The sequence below is a fragment of the Micromonospora sp. NPDC050495 genome, assembly GCF_040655175.1.
Lineage (GTDB): Bacteria > Actinomycetota > Actinomycetes > Mycobacteriales > Micromonosporaceae > Micromonospora.
This window is the reverse complement of sequence record NZ_JBFAJK010000039.1, coordinates 17121-40040: the sequence shown is the minus strand read 5'-3', so window position 1 is coordinate 40040 and position 22920 is coordinate 17121. Positions and strand designations below refer to the sequence as shown.

At 73.9% G+C, this 22920-nt stretch carries 12 protein-coding genes and 1 pseudogene; 8 read left to right on the top strand and 5 right to left on the bottom strand.

All coding sequences use genetic code 11. The features are described from left to right. Positions 1-146 precede the first annotated feature (146 nt). A complete protein-coding gene (gene mgtA, locus AB0I11_RS27190) occupies positions 147-2756 on the top strand; it encodes a magnesium-translocating P-type ATPase (RefSeq protein WP_357326419.1) in 2610 nt (869 codons plus the stop codon). Here the strand turns inward: mgtA and AB0I11_RS27185 are convergent. From AB0I11_RS27185 to mfd, 4 genes are all read right to left on the bottom strand, one after another. Continuing rightward, complete coding sequence (locus tag AB0I11_RS27185; RefSeq protein ID WP_357326416.1) at positions 2753-4375, bottom strand: DUF885 domain-containing protein; 1623 nt, start codon at positions 4373-4375, stop codon at positions 2753-2755. The genes mgtA and AB0I11_RS27185 overlap by 4 nt on opposite strands. A 104-nt stretch (positions 4376-4479) precedes the next feature. Beyond that, positions 4480-5478 carry a nucleoside triphosphate pyrophosphohydrolase gene (locus AB0I11_RS27180; RefSeq protein ID WP_357326413.1) on the bottom strand — a complete coding sequence of 333 codons (999 nt, stop codon included), beginning with the start codon at positions 5476-5478 and terminating at the stop codon, positions 4480-4482. A 2-nt stretch (positions 5479-5480) separates the two neighbouring features. Further along, positions 5481-6278, bottom strand: coding sequence for a hypothetical protein (locus AB0I11_RS27175; protein ID WP_357326409.1), 798 nt, complete (start codon positions 6276-6278; stop codon positions 5481-5483). A gap of 92 nt (positions 6279-6370) precedes the next feature. Beyond that, entirely contained in the window at positions 6371-10027 is a 3657-nt protein-coding gene (gene mfd, locus AB0I11_RS27170) for a transcription-repair coupling factor (RefSeq protein WP_357326406.1), read from the bottom strand. A gap of 140 nt (positions 10028-10167) precedes the next feature. On the opposite strand from mfd, the gene AB0I11_RS27165 reads away from it, so the two are divergent. The 5 genes and pseudogenes from AB0I11_RS27165 (at position 10168) to AB0I11_RS27145 (ending at position 17184) form a co-directional block, all read left to right on the top strand. Beyond that, positions 10168-11082, top strand: coding sequence for an AraC family transcriptional regulator (locus AB0I11_RS27165; protein WP_357326403.1), 915 nt, complete (start codon positions 10168-10170; stop codon positions 11080-11082). 287 nt (positions 11083-11369) lie between these two features. After that, positions 11370-11965, top strand: a pseudogene (locus tag AB0I11_RS27160) (hypothetical protein). A 183-nt stretch (positions 11966-12148) separates the two neighbouring features. Next, positions 12149-13204: a hypothetical protein gene (locus AB0I11_RS27155; RefSeq protein WP_357326400.1), complete on the top strand. Its 1056-nt coding sequence runs from the start codon at positions 12149-12151 to the stop codon at positions 13202-13204. Positions 13205-13328: 124 nt separating this feature from the next. Continuing rightward, positions 13329-16115 carry a phosphoenolpyruvate carboxylase gene (ppc, locus tag AB0I11_RS27150; RefSeq protein WP_357326397.1) on the top strand — a complete coding sequence of 929 codons (2787 nt, stop codon included), beginning with the start codon at positions 13329-13331 and terminating at the stop codon, positions 16113-16115. A gap of 418 nt (positions 16116-16533) precedes the next feature. Further along, positions 16534-17184, top strand: coding sequence for a C39 family peptidase (locus AB0I11_RS27145; protein WP_357326394.1), 651 nt, complete (start codon positions 16534-16536; stop codon positions 17182-17184). Positions 17185-17344: 160 nt separating this feature from the next. Here the strand turns inward: AB0I11_RS27145 and AB0I11_RS27140 are convergent, their stop codons facing one another. Beyond that, positions 17345-18181, bottom strand: coding sequence for a hypothetical protein (locus tag AB0I11_RS27140; protein ID WP_357326391.1), 837 nt, complete (start codon positions 18179-18181; stop codon positions 17345-17347). Between the two features lie 54 nt (positions 18182-18235). Here AB0I11_RS27140 and AB0I11_RS27135 point away from each other — a divergent pair, with 54 nt between their 5' ends. Further along, complete coding sequence (locus AB0I11_RS27135; protein ID WP_357326388.1) at positions 18236-19480, top strand: DNA recombination protein RmuC; 1245 nt, start codon at positions 18236-18238, stop codon at positions 19478-19480. 83 nt (positions 19481-19563) lie between these two features. After that, the gene (locus AB0I11_RS27130; protein ID WP_357326385.1) at positions 19564-22872 is read left to right on the top strand and encodes a S8 family serine peptidase; all 3309 of its coding nucleotides are present in this window, start codon (positions 19564-19566) and stop codon (positions 22870-22872) included. The last annotated feature ends 48 nt before the right edge of the window (positions 22873-22920 follow it).

The following is a 22920-nucleotide window of genomic DNA, read 5'->3' as shown; positions in this document are numbered from 1 at the left end:
CGGCCCCGTCCGGCCCTCCTGCCCGCGACGACGGGTCCGACGGCCCTGACCCGGCCGGCCCGGCGCGCCGGATGCTGGTCCGGGCGGTCAGGCCCGGGTGTGCAATGGGTGAGGGGGCCCGGACGGTGGGTCGGACGACGGGAACGGTGGCGGTGCGCGAGGCCGGGGCGGGGCGGGACGCGGGCTGGTTGCCGCTGGCCGAGGCGGCGGCCCGCCCGGTCGACGAGGTGTCCGCCGCGCTCGGGACGGGCCCGGCCGGGCTGGCCCCGGAGGAGGTGCTCCGCCGCCGCTCCCGCCTCGGCCCGAACGCGGTCCGCACCCACCGGGTCTCCGCCCTGGCCGTCCTGGTCCGGCAGTTCCGCTCCGCCCTGCTGGGCCTGCTGCTGGTCGCCGCCGCCGTCTCCTACTTCGTGGGCGAACGCACCGACGCGCTGGTCATCGGGGTCATCGTGGCGATCAGCGTGGGCTTCGGTTTCGGCAACGAGTACCGGGCCGAACGGGCCGGGGCGGCGCTGCACGACCGGGTACGGCACACCGCGCCGGTGGTCCGGGGCGGCCGGACCGAGGTGGTCGACGTGGTCGACCTCGTCCCCGGCGACGTGGTGCGGATCGACCTCGGCACGATCGTGCCGGCCGACCTGCGGCTCATCGAGACGCACCGGCTGGAGTGCGACGAGTCGGTGCTCACCGGCGAGTCGGTCGCCGTGGCCAAGGACCCGGCGCCGGTGCCCGCCGGAACCGCCCTGGGCGACCTCGCCTCGGGCGCGCTGATGGGCACGGTGGTCCGGGCCGGCTCCGGGGTGGGGGTGGTGGTCGCGACGGCCGGGCACACCGCGTTCGGCCGGATCGCGGCCGGCCTCGGCGAGCGGCCGGGCGAGACGGAGTTCCAGCGCGGGCTGCGCCGGTTCTCGCTGATGCTGGCCCGGGTGGCGGGCGTGCTGACCGCGGTGATCTTCGTGATCAACCTGGTGCTGCACCGGCCGCTGATCGACGCCGTGCTGTTCAGCCTGGCGATCGCCGTGGGCATCACCCCGCAGCTGCTCCCCGCGATCGTCACCGCCAGCCTGGCGGCCGGCACCCGCGCCCTGGCCCGGCGGCGCGTGCTGGTGAAGCGGCTGGTCTGCGTGGAGGACCTGGGCAACGTCGAGGTGCTCTTCACCGACAAGACCGGCACCCTCACCGACGGGCGGCTCAGCCTGGCCGAGACCCTCGGCCCGGACGGGCGGCCCGACGCGCACGTGCTGCTGGCCGGCCTGCTCGCCAACGAGGCCAGCGCCGGCGGTGACGGCAACCCGATGGACCGGGCGCTCTGGGCGGCGCCGGACGCCGGGGCCCAGCCGGTCGCCGCGTACCGGCGGGTGGGGCTGCTCCCCTTCGACCATCAGCGCCGCCGGGTGAGCGTGCTGGTGGACGGGCCGGACGGGCGGACGCTGGTGACCAAGGGCGCGCCCGAGGAGGTGATGGCGCTCTGCCGGGACGTACCGGAGGCGGCGCGGCGCGCCCTCGACGAGCGGCTGGCCGGCGGCGACCGGGTGACCGCGGTGGCCAGCCGGCCCGCGGCCGGACTGACCGGCATCGAGCCGGACGACGAGCGGGAGCTGACCTTCGGCGGGCTGCTGGTCTTCCTGGATCCGCCGAAGCCGGACGCCCGGGCCGCGCTGGACCGGCTCGCCGGGCTGGGCATCGGCGTCAAGGTGATCACCGGGGACCACCCGGCGGTCGCCGTCCGGGTCTGCGAGCAGCTCGGCCTGCCGGTGACCGGGGTGCTGACCGGGTCCGAGCTGGCCGGCATCGACGACGCGGCGCTGCCGGCGGCGATCGAGGCCACCACGGTCTTCGCCCGGGTCTCGCCGGAGGACAAGGCCCGGCTGGTCCGCGCCCAGCGGACCGCCGGCCGGGACGTGGCGTTCCTCGGGGACGGGGTGAACGACGCGCTGGCCCTGCACGCCGCCGACATCGGCATCTCGGTGGCCGGCGGCACCGACGTGGCCCGGGACGCGGCCGACGTGCTGCTGCTGGAGAAGGACCTCGACGTGCTCGCCGACGGGGTCACCGAGGGCCGGCGGATCTTCGCCAACACCATCAAGTACGTGCTGATGGGCACGTCCAGCAACTTCGGCAACATGTTCAGCGCGGCCGGGGCGTCGGCGTTCCTGTCGTTCCTGCCGATGCTGCCCGCCCAGATCCTGCTCAACAACCTGATCTACGACCTGAGCCAGGTGGCGATCCCCACCGACCGGGTGGACGCCGACCAGCTCGCCCGCCCGGCGCACTGGGACCTGCGGGAGATCCGCCGGTTCATGCTGACCTTCGGGCCGCTCTCCTCGCTCTTCGACTTCCTCACCTTCGCGCTGCTGCTCAGCGTGCTGCACGCCGGGCCGGTCGAGTTCCGCACCGGCTGGTTCGTGGAGTCGCTGGCGACGCAGACGCTGGTGGTGTTCGTCATCCGTACCCACACCAGCCCGTTCTGGCGCAGCCGGCCCAGCCGGGCCCTGCTGCTCGCCGCGTTCGGCGCGGTCGCGGCGGCGTGGCTGATCCCGTACCTGCCGGTCGCCGGGCCGCTCGGCTTCCGGCCGCTGCCGGTCGTCTTCCTGCCGGTGCTGGTGGGGCTCGTGGCGGCGTACCTGGCGCTGGTGGAGGCGACGAAGCGGACGCTGTTCGCCTCGTCGGACCTGCTGCGCCCGAGCCGCCGCGAACCGGCGGCGGTGCACCGCCGGCGCACCCACCGCCGGGCGGCCCGGTTCAGCACCCGTTAGGCGAGGCCCAGCAGGGTACGCAGGTGGCGCGGCGGCGGGCAGTCGTGCGCCAGCATCGCGTCGTGCCAGTCGCGTACCGGCACCCCGTCCGGGCGGGTCCGGGCGATGTCGGCGACCTCGCTGTAGCCGACGAAGTAGGTGGAGAGCTGGGTGGAGGTGAGCAGCGCCCGGCGCCACTTGCCGGCCGCCTCGCCCTCCTCCTGGAAGCCGCGCCCGGTCATCAGCGCCATGGCGTCGGCCTCGGTCAGGTCCTCGGCGTGCACGAGCTGGTCGAGCAGCGCGTTGATGGTCATCCGGAGCTGCATCTTGAGCTGCTGGAGCCGGACCGGCAGGCCGCCGAAGCCGAGCCCGGCCATCAGCTCCTCGGCGTAGACCGCCCAGCCCTCGACGAACACCCCCGACTCGGTGAGCGCGCGGACCCGGGTGGGCCCGGCGTAGCGGCGGGCGTGGGCGAGCTGGAGGAAATGGCCCGGCATCGCCTCGTGCACGGTCAGGTTCCGGATCATGTGGTCGTTGTACTCCCGGTAGAAGGAGTCGACCCGGTGCGCCGGCCAGTCCGCCGGGGTGGGCGCGATGCAGTAGAAGGTCGGCACGTCTGCCGTCTCCAGCGGGCCGGGCGAGTCGCAGTAGGCCACCGCCACGCCCCGGGCGAACTCCGGCATCTCCTGGATCACACACGGGTCGTCGACCAGGGTGACCAGGTCGTGCGCGCGGACGAAGTCGGTCGCCTCGTCCAGGGTGACCGAGGCGAGGTCGACGATGGTGGCGTCGTCCGGGTGCTCGGCGGCGAGCAGGTCCAGCGCCCGGCGTACCGTCTCGTCGTCCGCCGGGCCGCCGACCAGCTCGACGGCCGCCGCGCGGAGCTCGGCGCCGACCCGGTCGAGGTTGGCCCAGGCCCGGCGCTGGATCTCGGCGGCGCTCAGCTCGGTGTCCAGGGTGTGCCAGAGCCGCGCCTCCCACCGGCGCCGGCCCAGCCGCGGGTCGCGCCCCGGGCCGGTGTCGGCGACCAGCCCCATCCGCAGCCAGGCCACGAACTCCTCCAGCGCGGCGATCGCCGCGGTGGCGGCCGGCTCCACCCGGCCGTGCAGGGCTGGCGCCTCGGCCAGCAGCGCCGGCACCTCATCGCGGATCAGCGCCGCCGTGCCGGTGAACTGCCCGATCGCCGTCTCGGCGTGGATCCGGGGCATGTCGCGCAGCGTCGCGCGGGCGGTGGCCAGCGCGTCGGGTACGGCGGCGAGCCGCCCGGCCAGGTGGGTGAGCCGCTCCTCGGCCGGCGCGTACGGGCGGGCCAGCAGGGCGTGCAGCAGCGGGCCGGGGTTGTGCCGCAGCGGGTCCCACTCGTGGCTGCGGATCTCGGTGGCCTCGAAGAGCCCTCCGTCGACCAGGTTGCTGAGCAGGGCGTGGTCGACCTGTTCCGCGACGTCGAGGGCGTCCGGGTCGATCTCGGCGAGCGCGTCGGCCGCGTCCTTGAGCATCGCCTGGTCGGCGGCGAGGGCGTCGGCGGAGAGGTCGGGCAGCCGGTCGTCGTACCGATGGTCCCCGGCGGACGTGGCCAGCCCGGGCCGGCTCTCCAGCAACGCCTCCACGATCCGCTCGGCGAGCGGCCCAAACGCTTCCATGCCGAAACCCTACCGATCTACCCGGCTTCCCGGTCTCCACCGCCGCTCCGGTTGATCACGGAGCTGCGTCAGCCGAGCCCGGTTTCCGGCCGCGAGCTCCTTGATCAGCTCGGCTGGTCGGGGGTGGGGTGGGCGGGGCGTTCGGCGGTGCGGACGGCCTGCGCGTAGGCCAGGCTGGCCCGGCGGAGGGCGGCCTCGGGGTCGATTCCCGCCCGCCTCGCGGCGGCGACCGTGGCGAGCAGGCCGGCGCCGAGCCGGGCCTCCGGGTCGACCTGGGACTCGGCGAGCGGCGGGGGCACGGCCAGGCCGATCCGGGCCGCCCGGTCCAGGATCTTCGCGGCCAGGGCGAGGGCCGGCTGGCTCAACGCGATGCCGTCCAGCACCGACTCCCGGGTCTTCTCCGCCCGCTTGATCCGCTCCCAGTTCGCCTCGATCTCCTCGATCGAGCCGGCCTCGACCCCGGCGAAGACGTGCGGGTTGCGTCGGACCATCTTGTCGACCAGGCCGCCGGCCACGTCATCGACCGTCCAGCTCTTCCCCTCGGGCAGGTCCTCGGCGAGCCGGGCGTGCAGCAGCACCTGGAGCAGCACGTCACCCAGCTCCTCGCGGAGCGCGTCGGTGTCGTCGGCGCTGATCGCGTCGTACGCCTCGTAGCACTCCTCCAGCAGGAAGCCGGCCAGGCTGCGGTGCGTCTGCGCGCGCTTCCACGGGTCGCCGCCCGGCGAGGCGAGCCGGTCCATCACCTCGACCGCGTCGAGCAGCCGCGCGCCCGGCGGATCCCAGGAGCCGTACATCAGCTCCAGCTCGGCCAGCCCCGGCTCGCGGGCCAGCCGCAGCCCCAGCTCCCGGGCCAGCGCCTCGTCCCCGGTCGGTCCGGCCAGCCAGACCGCGCTGCCGTGGGCCGCCGCCGCGTCGAGCAGCGCCTGCGTCGCGCCCCCGGTGACCACGGCCACCTCGGCACCGGCCGTGCGGACCACCCGGGTCAGCTCGCTCTCCGCGCCGGCCAGCACCGGAGCTTCGCGTACGACGTCCCAGGCGGCCGCGGTCAGCAAGCCGGCCGGCAGCCGGGGCGAGGTGACCAGCAGGACGATCCGTGCCGTCATGCTCAGGTGGTGGCCGGGCCGGTGGAGGCGTCCGTCTCGGCCGGGTCGGTGGCCTCCGGCTCCGGGGTCGAGATGTCGGTCACCTCGTCGGCGCCGTCGACGTACGGCAGATCGTAGAGGCTGATGGTGCGCAGCTGGAGCAGGGCCGGCACGGCGAGCGACGCGTAGCGCGGGTTCACCCGGACGTCCTGGCGCTCCACCTCGTCCTTCAGCGCCTCACTCAGCCCCACCACGGCCGACAGCTGCGGCGCGATGGTCGGGTCGGCGAAGGCCTTGCGCTGGTCGTCCGCGGACCAGCCGGCCGGGGCCACGTTCGCCTTCACCAGCGCCGCGTAGACGGCGGTCCGGTCGGCGTCGGACAGCTCCGCCTTCGGCAGCCCCTTGCCGAGCGCGGCGAAGACGTCGTACCACTCGGCGGCGAGCCGCGCGTACTCGGTGTCCGGCACGTTGAGCGCCTGCCCGATGTCCGCCGGGCTGATCTCGTCGGCGGTCTGCAGCTGCTTCGCCGCGACGATCCGCTTGCCCAGGTCGAGGCCGACCAGCAGGTTGACCACGTCCTGGCCGTCCAGGTCCAGCTGCCGCCGCTCGGCCGGCACCTGCTGGCCCTGCTCCTCGGCGGACTTGACCACGCCGGCGTACGCCCGCGCGGCCTCGTCCCGGATGGTGTTGACCCGGTCGATCGAGTAGCTGGTGTCGCCGACGTACGCGGCGACGTCCGGGGCGGACCGGCCGCAGCCGGCGACGGGAAGCACAGCGAGGGCCGCGACGCTGGCGGCGGCGAAGAGACGGCGAGCACGCATGACGGCCACTCTCTCACGCCCGGCGCCCGGCTGTGACGCCGCCCACCTGGGTGCCCACCACACCGCGCCCCGGCCACCGCCGGCTCGCCGGGTCACCTCCCGCTCGCCACTGCGGGGCTGGCAGAACCGGCCAGCTCCTCGGGCTTGCCGAGCACGTCGGAGAGGAGCTGGGCGCACCACTCCAGCAGCGCCTGGTCGCGCAGCGGTTCGCCGCCGATCCGGCGGGTGCTCGGCCGGGGCACGCTGACCTGGTCGAGCGCGGCCTTGTAGACCGAGTCCGGGTGGTAGCGCTTGAGCCGCAGCTGCTTCGAGTCGGGCAGCGGCAGCGGGCCGAACCGGAGGTGCTTGCCCTGCATCGACACGTCGGTCAGGCCGTAGCGGCGGGCCAGCAACCGGAACCGGGCCACCGCCACCAGGTTCTGCACCGGGGTGGGCGGCTCGCCGTACCGGTCGGTCATCTCGGCGACCACCTCGCGCAGCCGCTCGTCGTCCCGGGCCTCGGCGAGCTTGCGGTACATCTCCAGGCGCAGCCGCTCCACCGCGACGTAGTCGTGCGGCAGATGCGCGTCGACCGGCAGATCGATCTTGACGTCGACCTCCTCCTCCGGCCGCTCGCCCTTGAACGCGGAGACCGCCTCGCCGACCATCCGGACGTACAGGTCGAAACCGACGCCCTCGATGTGCCCGGACTGCTCGCCGCCGAGCAGGTTGCCGGCGCCCCGGATCTCCAGGTCCTTCATCGCCACGTACATGCCCGCGCCCAGCTCGGTGTGCTGGGCGATGGTGGCCAGCCGCTCGTGCGCGTTCTCGGTGAGCGGCTTGTCCGGCGGATAGAGGAAGTACGCGTACGCCCGCTCCCGGCCGCGGCCGACCCGGCCCCGGATCTGGTGCAGCTGGGCCAGGCCGAGCAGGTCGGCCCGCTCCACGATCAGCGTGTTGGCGTTCGGGATGTCGATGCCGGACTCCACGATCGTGGTGCAGACCAGGACGTCGAACTCCTTCTCCCAGAAGCCGACCATCACCTTTTCCAGCGCATCCTCGCCCATCTGGCCGTGCGCCACCGCCACCCGGGCCTCGGGCACCAGCTCCCGGATCCGCCGGGCCGCCCGGTCGATCGACTCGACCCGGTTGTGCAGGTAGAACACCTGCCCGTCGCGGAGCAGCTCCCGGTGGATGGAGGCGGCCACCTGCCGGTCGTCGTACGCTCCCACGAAGGTGAGCACCGGGTGCCGCTCCTCGGGCGGGGTGGCGATGGTGGACATCTCCCGGATGCCGGTGATCGCCATCTCCAGCGTGCGCGGGATCGGGGTGGCCGACATGGCCAGCACGTCGACCGAGGCGCGCAGCGTCTTCAGGTGCTCCTTGTGCTCGACGCCGAAGCGCTGCTCCTCGTCGATGATGACCAGCCCGAGCGACTTGAACCGGGTGGACGCCTGGAGCAGCCGGTGGGTGCCGATCACGATGTCGACGGTGCCGTCGGCGATCATCTCCAGCGTCCGCTCGGTCTCCTTCGGCGTCTGGAACCGGCTCAGCTGCCGGATCGACACCGGGAACTGGCTCATCCGCTCGGCGAACGTGTTGTAGTGCTGCTGCACCAGCAGGGTGGTGGGCACCAGCACGGCCACCTGCTTGCCGTCCTGCACCGCCTTGAACGCCGCCCGGACCGCGATCTCGGTCTTGCCGTAGCCGACGTCGCCGCAGATCAGCCGGTCCATCGGGACGGTCTGCTCCATGTCCCGCTTGACCTCCTCGATGGCGGCCAGCTGGTCGGGCGTCTCCTGCCACGGGAACGCGTCCTCCAGCTCCCGCTGCCACGGGGTGTCGGGGCCGAAGTTGTGCCCCTTGGACGCCTTGCGCGCGGCGTAGAGCTGGATGAGCTGCGCGGCGATCTCGCGGACCGCCTTGCGCGCCCGGGCCTTGGACTTCTGCCAGTCCGAGCCGCCCATCTTGTGCAGCGTGGGCTGCTCGCCGCCGACGTACCGGGAGAGCTGGTCGAGCTGGTCGGTGGGGACGAAGAGCCGGTCGCCGGGCTGGCCGCGCTTGCTCGGCGCGTACTCGATGACCAGGTACTCCCGGCTCGCGCCGTTGACGGTGCGCTGGACCAGCTCGACGTACCGGCCGATGCCGTGCTGCTCGTGCACCACGAAGTCGCCGGCCCGCAGCTCCAGCGGGTCGATGGTGTTGCGCCGCCGGCTGGGCAGCTTGCGCATGTCGCGGGTGGAGGTGCCCCGGCCGCCGGTGACGTCGTCGCCGGTGAGCAGCACGAACCGGGACGCCTCGTCGACGAAGCCGGCGGTCAGGCAGCCGCAGGAGACCAGCAGCTCGCCGGGGGCCGGCGCGGTCGGCACCTCCTCGGTGAGCCGGGCGCCCAGGCCGGCGTCGCGGAGCACCTCGACGGCCCGCTGGGCCGGGCCGTGCCCCTCGAAGACCAACGCGATCGACCAGCCCTCGCCGGCCCAGCGCTTCAGGTCGTCGACCACCCGGGCGGTCTCGCCGTGATAGAGCGGGGCGGGCTGGGCGGCCAGGGTGACCGCGATGGCGTCGTCCGGGGTGACGTCGACCCCGGTCGGCTCGTCCTCCCACGGCTGCCGGGCGGGCGTGGCCTCCGCTTCTACCAGGCCGAACGGCGCGAGCGTCCACCACGGCTGGCCCAGGGCGCGGGCGCGGGTGCGTACGTCGGCCAGGGTCTTGAAGGCGGCGGCGCCGAGGTCGACCGGGGCCTGGCCACCGACGGCGGCCGCGGCCCAGCTGGCCTGGAGGAACTCCTCCGAGGTACGGACCAGGTCGTGCGCCCGGGTGCGGATCCGCTCCGGGTCGCAGAGCAGCACGTGGGTGCCGGCCGGCATGCAGTCGACGAGCAGCTCCAGCGCGTCGGCACCGATCAGCGCCGGGGCCAGCGACTCCATCCCCTCGACCGGGATGCCCTCGGCCAGCTTGTCCAGGATCTCGGTCAGCTCGCGATGCTCGGCGGCGAGCGCGGCGGCCCGCTTCCGCACCTCCGGGGTCAGCAGCAGCTCCCGGCACGGCGGCGCCCACAGCTGCGCCACGCCCTCGATGGTGCGCTGGTCGGCCACGGCGAAGGTGCGGATCTCCTCCACCTCGTCGCCCCAGAACTCGACCCGGGACGGGTGCTCGTCGGTGGGCGGGAAGACGTCGAGGATGCCGCCGCGCACCGCGAACTCGCCGCGCTTGGTGACCAGGTCCACCCGGGCGTACGCCATGTCGGTGAGCCGGCGGGCGATCTCCTCCAGGTCCGCCTCGTCGCCGGCGGCGAGCTGCACCGGTTCCAGGTCGCCGAGCCCCTTGAGCTGCGGCTGGAGCAGCGACCGGACGGGCGCCACGACCACCCGCAGCGGGCCGGTACGCCCGTGCGCGTCGGCCGCGTCCGGGTGGGCCAGCCGGCGCAGCACGGCCAGCCGCCGCCCGACGGTGTCCGAGCGGGGCGAGAGCCGCTCGTGCGGCAGCGTCTCCCAGGACGGGAAGACGGCCACCTGCTCCGGCGGGAGCAGGCTGCCCAGCGCGGCGGCCAGGTCGTCGGCCTCCCGGGTGGTGGCGGTCACCGCGAGCACCGGCCGTCCGGCGCCCCCGGCCGGCTCGTCGGCGGCGACGGCCGCGACGGCGAACGGGCGCAGCGCGGCCGGGGCGGTCAGGTCCAGGCCGTCGACCTGGGCGGCACCGGAGCGCGCCAGGTCACGCGCGCGGGCCAGCCCGGGATCGGCCAGGGCGGCGGCGAACAGTCCGGTGAGCATGCGTGATCACTTCCCCGCGGAGAGCACACGACGATCACCCCTCGCCCGGGCTGGACGGGGGGTCTGTCGGATCGACACTATCTCTCCAGGAACCCGCTCGGCACGGCACGCCGGGACGGGCCACCGGGGGGAGAGTCGCCTTGCCCGAGGGAGTCGGCAGTGATCCGCGCCGGAGCACCACGTCCGCCCACTGGCGGGTGCTCGGCCATCCGGGCGGGATCCTGATCTACCAGGCCCGCTGCATCGTCGAGGACCATGGTTGGTCGGAGAGCGTGGCGGACGACCGCTACAAGGTCATCATCGGCGTGTCGGGGGCCTACCACCGCCGGTTCAACGGGCGTACGGCGGTCGCCGACAGCACCTCCGTGCTGTTCGCCCGGCCCGGCGACGAGATGGCGGTGGCCCACCCGTACGGCTGCGGCGACTCGTACACCTGCCTCGAGGTGGATCACGAGGTGCTGGCCGAACGGCCGGACGCGGCCCGCTGGTTCGCCCGCGACGGCTGGGAGGGCCACTCCGACCCGGCCCTGGACCTGGCGCACCGGCAGTTGGTCGCCGCGTCCCGGCGCCGGCTGGACGGCTTCGAGCTGGCCGAGCGGTTCCACCGCTTCCTGGGCCGGCTGCTCCAGCACAGCCGGCTGGCCGCCGAGGGGGCCGACGCCGACCTCGACCACGCGATCCGGCGGCGCCCGGCGACGCTCGCCGCGCACCGGCGCCTCGCCGACCGGGCCCGGGAGGTGCTGGCCACCTCCGACTTCTCGCTCGGCCTCGACGAGGTCGCCCGGGCGGTCGGCTGCTCGCCGCACCACCTGAGCCGGGTCTTCCAGCGGGTCACCGGGAGCAGCCTGACCGCGTACCGGAACCGGCTGCGGGTCCAGGCGGTGCTGGACACCCTGGTCGAGCCGGACGGGCGCCCGCTCGGCGCGCTGGCCAGCGACTACGGCTTCGCCGACCAGGCGCACCTGACCCGGGTGCTCCGGGACCAGGTGGGCCACCCGCCGGCCCGGTTGCGGCGGCTGTTGCACGGCACCGCGCCGCGGACCGGGGCCGCCTGAGCGGGGTCCGGACCCGAACCGCGCACATTTTTACAAGACCGGGCCGGCCGACCGGCCGAGGATTGTCCGCACCGGCCCGATCCCGGTCGCCCCAGGGCGCCGGGACGGCGGGGGCACGCGGACCCATTCGGGGGGGCCCGACGCCCCGGCTCGGGCCGCGCAGGAGGTCCGCCACGCAGCGGGGCCGCCGGAGGTGCCGCGCTCCCCCAGCGCGGCACCTCCCCTGCCGCCGGCACCGGCGGCCGCGAGGTTGACCGTGGGACGCCCGACGTGCTGCGGTGAGCGGCATGGTTGAGCAGTACCGGGCGCAGTTCGACGCCGAGGTCACCTTCGCCAACGGCGGCGGGCTCCGCACCGAGGGCTTCCGGCTCGACATTCCCGGCCGCGACCTGACCGACCCGGAACTGGCCGCGCTCTTCGTCCGGCACCTCGGGCTGCTCATGGTCGCCGAGGTGCGGATCAGCGGCAAGACGATCATCGCGGAGCCGCACAAGGGCGGCCGGGGCACCGGTGCGCCGGCGGTCGGGGGCGGCCGGCGGCTGATCGAGCTCAGCCACGTGATCAGCGACGGGATGGTCACCCTGCCCGGCTGGCAGCCGCCCCGGACGCGCCCTACCTGACCGGCGACGGCGCGGACTGGCTGGTCGAGGCGGGCGCGGCACTGGTCGGCATCGACTCGATCAACATCGACGACATGACCCCGGCGGCCGCCGGGCAGCGTCCCGCGCACAGTGGCCTGCTGGCCGCCGGCATCCCGATCGTGGAGCACCTGACCGGGCTGGCCGCCCTGCCGCCGGAGGGGTTCCGGTTCACCGCCGCGCCGCCCCGGGTGGCCGGCATGGGCACCTTCCCGGTGCGCGCCTTCGCCACCGTCGACGGCTGACCGCGGGTTCGGCCGGCCAGCGTCAGGTCCCCGGCGCCGGCACCGACGGCGGTCGGGTCGTCCCGCGGATCGCCCCGGGCGGGACAGCGGGGCGGCGTCATGGTCCGGGCCTGTCCGGCCGGGTCGGCGCTTCCGCCGGGAAAACCGCCCAAGCTGGGCATTTGCCCGCAATAGGCTGAGCCCGTGGACGAGGCGGAGCGGGACCTTCCGGTACGCCGGTGGCTGCCGCGCACCGCGGCGTTGCTGGTCGGCACGCTCGCCCTGGCCACCGCGTTCATCGCCGCGTACGTGGGCGCGCTGCACCAACCCAACCCGCGGGACGTCCCGGTCGGGGTGGTGCTCGGCGACCAGCGCGCCCAGGCCGTGCTGGCCGCCGTGCGGCAGCGCACCGACAAGCTCAAACCGATCGAGTACGACGACCTGGCGGCCGCCGCCGACGGCCTGACCGCCCGCGCCGTCTACGGGGTGCTGACCACCGGCCCGGACAACGGGCTGCGACTCACCACCGCCAGCGCCTCCTCGCCGGCCGCCGCCGAACTGGTGACCCAGGTGCTCACCGAGGCCGCCCGGCAGGCCGGCGTGCCGATCCAGGTCGCCGACGAGGTGCCGGTGGCGGAGACCGACCCGCGCGGCCTCGTCCCGTTCTACCTGGCGGTCGGCCTCGTGCTCGGCGGCTATCTCGCCTCCACCGCGCTCGCCCTGCAGACCCGCACCGCGCCGGCCGGCCTGCCCCGGGCCGGCCTGCGGATCGCCGCGCTCGCGGTCTACTCGGTGGTGCTCGGAATCGTCGGGGCCGTCGTGGTCGGTCCGGTGCTCGACGTCTGGGACCACGACATCCTGGCGCTCTCCGGGGTGGGCGCGCTGACCGTCTTCGCCGCCGCCATGGTGGCCGCCGCCGTGCAGGCCTGGCTCGGCGTGATCGGCACCGGCATCGTCATCCTGCTGCTCGTGGTGCTCGGCAATCCCGGCTCCGGCGGCATCTACGCCCCCGAGTTCCTGCCCGACTGGATGCGCGGCATGCACCGCTGGAACGTGCCCGGACTGGCCACCGACCTGATCCGCTCGGCGGTCTACTTCGATCGCCGCTCGGCCGGCTGGGCCGTGGCCGGGCTGATCCTGTGGGCGCTGCTCGGCGCGCTCGGGCTGATCACCGCGACGATCTTCCAGGCGCACCGCCGGGCCGCCCGCGCCGCCGGGAGCCGGCCCGCCGCCGGCGACGGGCCACGGACCGTTGACTGACCCGCACCGGCCGTCCCGGAGTGCAGATCATCACGCGATCCCCATGCTCCGGTCGGCCCCGGCACGGATACCATCCAGGGAGTCGGACAGCGCTGTCCTTCGTACTCACGTAAGGAGCGCACCCGTGACCGACCAGCACGACCACGACGGCCCGGACGCCGCACTGCGGGCCGACATCCGCCGCCTCGGCACGCTCCTCGGGCAGACCCTCGCCCGGCAGGAGGGCCGTCCGCTGCTCGACCTGGTCGAGGAGATCCGCGCCCAGGTCCGCGCCGACCCGCCGGCCGCCGCGCAGCGCCTCGGCGGTCTCGACGTCACCACCGGGACCAAGCTGGCCCGGGCCTTCTCCACCTACTTCCACCTGGCCAACATCACCGAGCAGGTGCACCGGGCCCGCGACCTGCGCCGGCGCCGGGCCATGCACGGCGGCTGGCTGGACCAGGCGGCCAAGATGATCGCCGAACGCGGCGTGCCGGCCGAGGAGATCGCCGCCGCCGCCCGCCGGCTCGCGGTACGCCCGGTCTTCACCGCCCACCCCACCGAGGCGGCCCGCCGGTCCATCCTGTCCAAGCTGCGCGCGATCGCCGACGAGTTGGACACCGAGACCGCGAACGCCATCCTCTACGGCGCCAGCGACGAGGGGCCGGCCAACCGGCGCCTGGCCGAGTTGCTCGACCTGATGTGGCAGACCGACGAGCTGCGGTTGGACCGGCCGGACCCGACCGACGAGGCACGCAACGCCATCTACTACCTGCGCGACCTGCACGCCGAGGCCGCGCCGCAGGTCCTCGACGACCTCGCCGACACGCTGCGCACCCTGGGCGTCGAGACCTCGCCGACGGCCCGCCCGCTGACCTTCGGCACCTGGATCGGCGGCGACCGGGACGGCAACCCGTTCGTCACCCCGGCGGTCACCCGGGAAGTGCTGCGGATCCAGCACGAGCACGGCATCGAGGCCACCGAGCGGGCGATGGACGAGCTGATCAGCGAGGTCAGCGTCTCCCGCCGGCTGCGCGCGGTCTCGCTGGACCTCTCGGCCAGCCTCGCCGCCGACCTGGACGCGCTGCCCGAGGTGGCGCCCCGGTTCCGCCGGGTCAACGCCGAGGAGCCGTACCGGCTCAAGGCTCGGTGCGTGAAGGCGAAGCTGGCCAACACCCGGGAGCGGCTGCGCAGCGGCACCGCGCACGTGCCGGGGCGGGACTACCGCGGCTCGGCCGAGCTGATCGCCGACCTGGAGCTGCTGCGCGCCTCGCTGGCCCGCAACTCCGGCCAGCTCACCGCGGTCGGCCGGCTCGCCTCGACCATCCGTACGGTCTCCGCGTTCGGCCTGCACCTGGCCACCATGGACGTCCGGGAGCACGCCGAGAAGCACCACGAGGTGCTGGCCCAGCTCTACGCCGCGGTCGGCGAGGTCTCCGACTACCCGTCGCTGACCCGGCTGGAGCGCACCAAGCTCCTCGCCGACGAGCTGACCGGCCGCCGGCCGCTCTCCACCCAGGACACCCCGCTCACCGAGTCGGCCCGGAAGACGTTCGACGTGTTCGCCGCGGTCCGCGAGGCGCAGGACCGGTTCGGCACCGAGGTGATCGAGTCGTACATCATCTCGATGACCCTGGGCGTCGACGACGTGCTGGCGGCCGTGGTGCTGGCCCGCGAGGCCGGCCTGGTCGACGTGCACAGCGGCCGGGCCCGGATCGGCATCGTGCCGCTGCTGGAGACCCCGGCCGAGCTGAACGCCGGTGGCGAGCTGCTGGACGAGCTGCTGTCGCTGCCGGCCTACCGGGCGCTGGTGGCGGCCCGGGGCGACGTGCAGGAGGTGATGCTGGGCTACTCCGACTCCAACAAGGAGGCCGGCATCACCACCAGCCAGTGGTCCATCCACCGGGCCCAGCGGGCGCTGCGTGACGTGGCCGCCCGGCACGGCGTGCACCTGCGGCTCTTCCACGGCCGGGGCGGCACGGTCGGCCGGGGCGGCGGCCCGACCCACGACGCCATCCTGGCCCAGCCGTACGGCACCCTGGACGGCGCGATCAAGGTCACCGAGCAGGGCGAGGTCATCTCCGACAAGTACACGCTCCCGGCGCTGGCCCGGGAGAACCTGGAGCTGACCATGGCCGCGGTGCTCCAGGCCACGCTGCTGCACACCGCACCCCGGCAGCCGGCCGAGATGCTGGAGCGCTGGGACGCCACCATGGACGTGGTGTCCGAGTCGGCCTTCCGGTCGTACCGGTCGCTGGTCGAGGATCCCGACCTGGCGGCGTACTTCTGGGCGTCGACCCCGACCGAGCTGCTCGGCGCGTTGAACATCGGCTCCCGGCCGGCGAAGCGGCCGAACACCGGTGCCGGCCTGTCCGGCCTGCGCGCCATCCCGTGGGTGTTCGGCTGGACGCAGACCCGGCAGATCGTGCCCGGCTGGTTCGGCGTGGGGTCCGGCCTGGCCGCGGCCCGCGCGGCCGGGCTCGAGGACGTGCTCGCCGAGATGAACCGGAATTGGCACTTCTTCCGCACGTTCCTGTCGAACGTCGAGATGATGCTGACCAAGACGGACCTGTCCATCGCCCGCCGGTACGTCGAGACGCTGGTGCCGAAGAAGCTGCACCCGATCTTCGCCAAGATCGAGCAGGAGTACGAGCTGACCAAGCAGGAGGTGCTGGCGGTCACAGCCTCGCCGGCCCTGCTGGAGAACTCGCCGGTGCTCCAGCGCACCCTGGCGGTACGCGACACCTACCTGGAGCCGCTGCACCACCTCCAGGTGGCGCTGCTGCGCCAGTACCGGGACTCCGGTGCCGCCGGCCGGGCGGTCGCCACCGCACCGGGCGGCCGGCGCGCCCCCAACGACGGCACCGCTCTGGAGCGGGCCCTGCTCACCACGGTCAACGGCATCGCCGCCGGCATGCGCAACACGGGCTGACCCGTTCTCCCTTGTTGATCAAGGAGTTTGCGTCCGGGGATCCGCGCCGTCCCTGACGCGAACTCCTTGTCAACGGGGCGTGGGCCGGGGCGGAGTGGCCGCTATGGCTGTGATATCCGGGTTGTGTGTGGGGGTTGTGGGCTCGGTGTCCGGTTCGGGTCGGTGGTGGACGCCACCGTGCGGGCGGAATCGGGTCGGGGGTGGGGGCGTTGTACAGGGCAGACCGCGAAGCAGCCCGCCCCAGGGGGTGCGGCGGCGGCGGTCGGAATGATCGGCCACCGGCCGTCGTTACCTTCCCTGGACGCCCGAGCAGGTCACTGATCGCCGGGCCCCGCGAAAACCTTCCCCCTTTTGCCGCGGCACCTCGTGCGCCCCCTGCCGTCGTGCCGCGTCACCCCCGATCAGAGAGGCACTCATCATGCGTACCACTCTGCTGCGTAACACCGTCCTGACCGCTGCCGGTTTCGCCGCCACCGCTGGTGGCATCGCCGGCCCGGCCATCGCCGCCCACGCCGCCCCCGCGGAGAAGACCGCGCAGGTCAGCACCGACCGCAAGGGCCACGGCGAGCGGGAACTCGACGTCCGCTACGAGGCCCAGCCGAACTTCTACTACTGCGGCCCCGCCGCCACCCGCAACGCCCTGAGCGTCCTGGGTAAGAACATCGACGTGGACGCCATGGCCAAGGAGATGGGCACCACCGAGGCCGGCACCAACAGCATCAACGACATCACCCCCGTGCTGAACAAGGAAACCGGCAAGACCTACCACTCGGTGGAGATCCGCGACCCCAAGGCCGACGACAAGCAGACCGAGCGGCTGCGCGCTGACATCGTCGAGACCGTCGACGACGGCCGGGCCGTGGTCGCCAACATCGCCGGCACCGCCACCGACACCGACGGCAACACCCACTCCTTCGAAGGCGGCCACTACATCAGCGTCGTCGGCTACCGCGACGGCGGAAAGACCGTGACGATCGCCGACTCGGCCGACCCGAACATGGCCTCCTACCGGATGAGCGTGGACAACCTCGCCGACTGGATCGCCACCCGCGGCTACAGCGCCTCCTGACGATCCGAGCAGCACCCGAAAGGGCCCGACCCCACCCGGGATGCCCTTTCGTCGTCGTCCCCGCCGGCGGTCGCAGACCGCTCACGAGCGACAGTCAGCCGCCGCGACACCCACCGGGCGGGCCGGTCGGGCGGGCCTCCCGCCACTCACGCCGCCCGGGTCACCAGTCCCCGCCGCCGAAGTCGCCCCCACCGAAGTCGCCGCCGCCGAAGTCGCCGCCGTAGCCGCCGAAGTCCCCACCGCCGTAGTCGCCCGCCGCGCCGTAGTCGCCCTGGTCGCCGGCGAACTGGTCGCCGCCGACGTCGTTGCCGCCCTGGTCGCCGTTGTCCTGGCCGTCGCCGTAGCCGTCCTGGAAGCCCTCCTGGTAGCCGGCCTCGTAGCCGTAGCCCGGGTCGGCGAAGGCCGGCGAGAAGAGCGCGTCGGCGATCAGCAGGCCACCGAGCACCCCGGCGCCGGTGCCGAGCGCCGTCTTCCACCAGGGCGTCGAGTACCAGCCGGCCGGCACCGGCCGGCCCTGCCAGTTGCCGCCGGGGTAGTAGTAGGGCGTCTGGTTGCCCGGCTGGGGGCCGGCCCGGTAGGTCTGCCCCTGCACGTTGACCTCGCGCTCCTTGGTGAGCATGCCGGCGCCCCGGGCGGCCGCGAGCGGCGGCAGCTCCGGTCCCGGGTCGATGCCCATCGCCGTCCGCGCGGCCCGGATGTACGCCAGCCCTTCCAGCGCGGTCTCCCGGGCCAGCGCGAACTGGTGCGGCGTGCGGGCCTGCTCGAGCTGGGAGCCGGCGGCGTTGTACCGCTCACCGGCGTCGGCCAGCGCCTGGCGTACGGCCGGGGCGTCGCCGTGCAGATTCATCAGCTGGCCACCCAGCCGCTCGTACCAGCGCTGGGCCTCCGCTCGGGCGTCGGCCAGCTCGGTGGCCCGCCGGGACCTGCTTCCCCATCGCCAGAACACGAGCGCACCTCCGAGCATCAGCACCAGGACCAGCCAAAGGGCAAGTTCCATGACTCGACCGTACCCAGCAGGCGCACGTCGTATCCGTTTGGCAAGCTTCTGGCCATGAGCTTCTCGACGGTGGCCGTGGTGGTGCTCTGCCTCGGCGCGGGCGGCGCCGTCGGCTGGCTGGCCGCCCGCGCCCGATCGGCGACCGAGATCGCCCGGCTCGAGGCGACCCTCGCCGCCAACCGCGAGGGCGAGGGCCGGCTGGAGCAGTCCATGCGGGCGCTCAGCTACGAGGCGACCGCCCAGTCCCAGGAGGCGGTGGCGCGGGCGGTGGCGCCCCTGCACGACACCCTCCGCCGCTACGAGCAGCGGGTCACCGAGCTGGAGCGGGACCGCATCGACGCGTACGCCGAGCTGCGCGAGCAGGTACGCGCGATGAGCAGCGTCTCCGGGGAGTTGCGCACCGAGACCAAGCAGCTCGTCGCGGCGCTGCGGGCCCCGCAGGTGCGCGGCCGATGGGGCGAGCACCAGCTCCGGCGGATCGTGGAGGCCGCCGGCATGCTGGAGCACTGCGACTTCAACGAGCAGGTCACCGCCGCCACGGACCACCAGGGGGTCCGCCCCGACCTGGTGGTCCGGCTGCACGGTGGCCGCACCGTGGTGGTGGACGCCAAGGCGCCGTTCGACGCGTACCTGACCGCCATGGAGGCGCGCGACGAGCGGGGACGGGACGCCCAGCTCGACGCGCACGCCCGGCACCTGCGCGCACACGTGGACGGGCTGGCCGCCAAGTCCTACTGGGCGGCCTTCGACCAGACCCCGGAGTTCGTGGTGCTCTTCGTGCCGGCCGACCCGTTCCTCGACGTGGCCCTCCAGCGCGACCCGACGCTGCTGGAGCACGCCTTCGCCCGCAACGTGGTGCTGGCCACGCCGGCCACCCTGGTGGCGATGCTGCGCACGGTGGCGTACTCGTGGCGGCAGGAGGCCCTGGCCCGCAACGCGGCCACCGTGCACTCGCTGGCCCGCGAGCTGTACGGGCGGCTGTCCACCCTGGGCGAGCACGTCGGCAAGCTCGGCGCCTCGCTCGGCGGGGCGGTCACGGCGTACAACCGGGCGGTGGGTTCGCTGGAGGCGCGGGTGCTGGTGAGCGCCCGCAAGCTCGCCGAGCTGGGCGTCTCCGACCAGGAGCTGGCCGCGCCGGCGCAGGTCGAGCTGACCCCCCGGCAGCCGCAGGCGCCGGAGCTGCTCGACGCGCCGTCCACATCGTCCGAACGGCCAGCCGGCCCCGACGATCCACGTGCTGACTGTGACGACGATGGTCGATCTGCGTTACGGACCGGTCACAAATCCATCCTGGACTAGTGACATCGGGCGGGGTGCCCCAGAGGATCACGGGGACACGTGCCCTGTGCTCCACAGGGCCCTGTTCTCTGGAGGAAGAGAACGTGAGCCAACCCCGCAACCGGAGCCGGCGTACCTCCGCCGCGCTCTTCGCCTCGGTCCTGGCCGCCGGCGCCATGACCGTCGGAGGTGGCGCCGCGACCGCGAGCGCGGCCCCCGCCGCCACCCCCGACGCCTCCCAGCCGACCGCGGTCGAGGCGCTGGGCGCGCACGACGCCAAGCTCCTCGACGAGGCGGAGGCGAAGCACGCGCCGACCGTCACCCTGATCATCGCCGCCCGGCAGGGCGCGGCCGGCACGGTCGCCGCCGGCCTCGAGGACCTCGGCGCCACCGTCAGCCAACGCTACGACCAGGTCGGCTACCTGCTGGCCAAGGTCCCCACCGGGAAGGTGCTGAAGGCCGCCACGCTGCCCGGCGTCTCCGCCGTCGACCTCGACGAGACCATCAAGCGCCCCGACCCGGCCCCCGAGGCCGCCAAGGCCGGCGCGAAGACCGCCCGGCAGGGCGCGACGCTGGCCGGCCCGGGCGCGGGCACCGGCGCGGTCAACCCGTACATGCCGACCGCCGAGACCGGCGCGGAGGCCTTCAAGGCCGCGCACCCGACCTGGGACGGACGCGGCGTGACCATCGGCATCATGGACTCCGGGATCGACCTGGACCAGCCGGCCCTGCAGAAGACCACCACCGGCGAGCGCAAGATCGTCGACTGGGTCACCGCGACCGACCCGCTCGAAGACGCCACCTGGCGGCCGATGACCACCCAGGTCAGCGGCCCGTCCTTCGTCATCGGCACCGGCGCGGGCGCGACCACCTGGACCGCACCGGCGGGCACCTTCACGTTCAACACGTTCCGCGAGTCCATCACCGCGGCCAGCGACCCGGCCGGTGACGTGAACCGCGACGGTGACACCACCAACGCCTGGGGCGTGCTCTACGACCCGGTCAGCCACGACATCCGGGTGGACGTCAACCAGAACCGGGACTTCACCGACGACGAGGTGATGCGGCCGTACCGGGAGAAGTTCCAGGTCGGCCACTTCGGCACAGACAACCCGGCCACCGCGGTCCGGGACCAGATGCCGTTCGTCGTGGAGTACCGCGAGGACGTCGACACCGCGCCGGCCGGCGGCCCCGGCCTCGTCGACTACGTGAACATCGGCATCATCGAGGCCACCCACGGCACCCACGTGGCCGGCATCACCGCCGCCAACGACATGCTGGGCAACAGCGCCTTCGACGGCGCCGCCCCGGGCGCCAAGCTGGTCTCCGCCCGCGCCTGCTCGTGGGGTGGCGGCTGCACCGCCGCGGCGCTCACCACCGGCATGGTCGACCTGGTGGTCAACCGCAAGGTCGACGTGGTCAACATGTCGATCGGCGGCCTGCCGGCGCTGAACGACGGCGCCAACGCCCGCGCCGAGCTCTACAACACCCTGATCACCACGTACGGGGTGCAGCTGTTCCTCTCGGCCGGCAACTCCGGGCCCGGCCTGAACACGGTCGGCGACCCGTCGGTGGCCAGCAACGTGGTCAGCGTCGCCGCGAACGTCAGCAAGGACACCTGGCTGGCCAACTACGGCTCGGTGGTACGCAAGGAGAACGCGCTGTTCAACTTCTCCTCGCGCGGCCCGCGGGAGGACGGCGGCTTCAAGCCGAACATCACCGCCCCCGGCTCGGCGATCTCCACCGCGCCGACCTGGCAGCCCGGTAACCCGGTCCCCGAGGCCGGCTACCAGCTGCCCCCGGGCTACCAGATGCTCAACGGCACCTCGATGGCCTCGCCGCAGGCCACCGGCGGGGCGGCGCTGCTGCTCTCCGCCGCCCGCGCCACCGGCCAGGCGGTCACCCCGGCCGCGCTGCGCCGGGCCCTCTACAGCTCCGCCAAGGCGATCAAGGGCGTGCCGACGTACGGCCAGGGCTACGGCATGCTCAACGTGCCGGGCGCCTGGGGCCTGCTCGCCAGGGGCGTACAGACCCGCGGCTACACGTCGGCGGCGCCGGTCTGCACCGAGCTGTCGGGCAACCTGGCGACGTACAACCCGGACAGCGGCGAGTTCGAGAAGAACCCCAACGTGGGCACCGGCGTCTACAACCGCTGCGCCATCGGCCGGGGCGGCCAGCAGGTCAAGGAGAAGCGCTCCTACGAGGTCAAGCTGACCCGGACCAGCGGGCCGGACCGGACCATCAGGCACGAGATCGCGTTCCGGGGCAACGACGGCACCTTCTCGGCGCCGAAGTCCGTGGCGCTGCCGCTGAACCGGACGGTCACCGTCCAGGTCAAGGCCAAGCCGCTGAGCACCGGCGCGCACGGCGCGATCATGACGGTGGACGACCCGGCCACCTCGGTGATCGACTTCGAGGTCTCCACCGTCGTGGTGGTGCCGACCCAGGTCACCACGCCCGCCTACGCCTTCACCACCGAGGGTTCGGTCGAGCGCAACAGCTTCACCTCGTACTTCGTGACGGTCCCGGAGGGCACGGGCGCGCTCCACGTCAACCTCTCCGGCATCGCCACCGGCTCGCAGACCCGGTTCATCGCCATCAACCCGTACGGCGTGCCGGTCGACAGCACCACGAGCACCGCCTGCTACACCAACTTCTCCGACGCCGCGGCCTGCAAGCCGCAGGAGCGGGACTACCAGAACCCGATCGCCGGGGTCTGGGAGATCGAGGTGGAGGCCCGGCGTACCTCCCCGAGCCTGGACAACCCGTACCAGCTCCAGACGCGGGTGCAGGGTGTCGCGGTCGAGCCGGCCGTCGTCGAGCTGCCGTCGGTGACCGCCGGCACCCCGACCGAGGTGAGCTGGGACCTGACCAACACCTTCGGCCCGGTCCGGGTCAGCGGCGTCGGCGGCCCGCTCGCCAGCGTGCGCAGCGGGCGGCCGACCATCACCGTGGGCACCAGCCAGGAGTACACGGTGGACGTCCCGGCCGGTACGACCTCGTTCAGCGCCCGGATCGGCAACACCTCCGACCTCGGCGCCGACCTGGACCTGTACGTCTTCCGCGGCGCGACCCAGGTGGGCCGGTCCGCCGACGGCGACTCGGAGGAGGCGGTGACCCTGACCAACCCGGTCGCCGGCACCTACCGGGTGGTCGTGCAGGGCTACGCGGTCGCCGCCGGCGGCACCGAGTACGACTACCGGGACTCGTTCTCGTCGCCGGCGCTGGGTGCCCTCGCCGCCCCCAGGACCCCGGTGTTCCTGGCCAACGGCGCCACCGCCACGCTGACCGGCACGGTGACCGCCCTGGCCGCCCCGGCGGCCGGCCGGGAACTCTACGGTGACCTGGCCGTCACCACCGTCGAGGGCGCGGTCGTCGGCCGCGGCTCGGTGGCCGTCGGCGCGGTGAACTGACCGCCGGCCGACCCGTCAGGAGCCCCGTCCCCACCCGTGGGGGCGGGG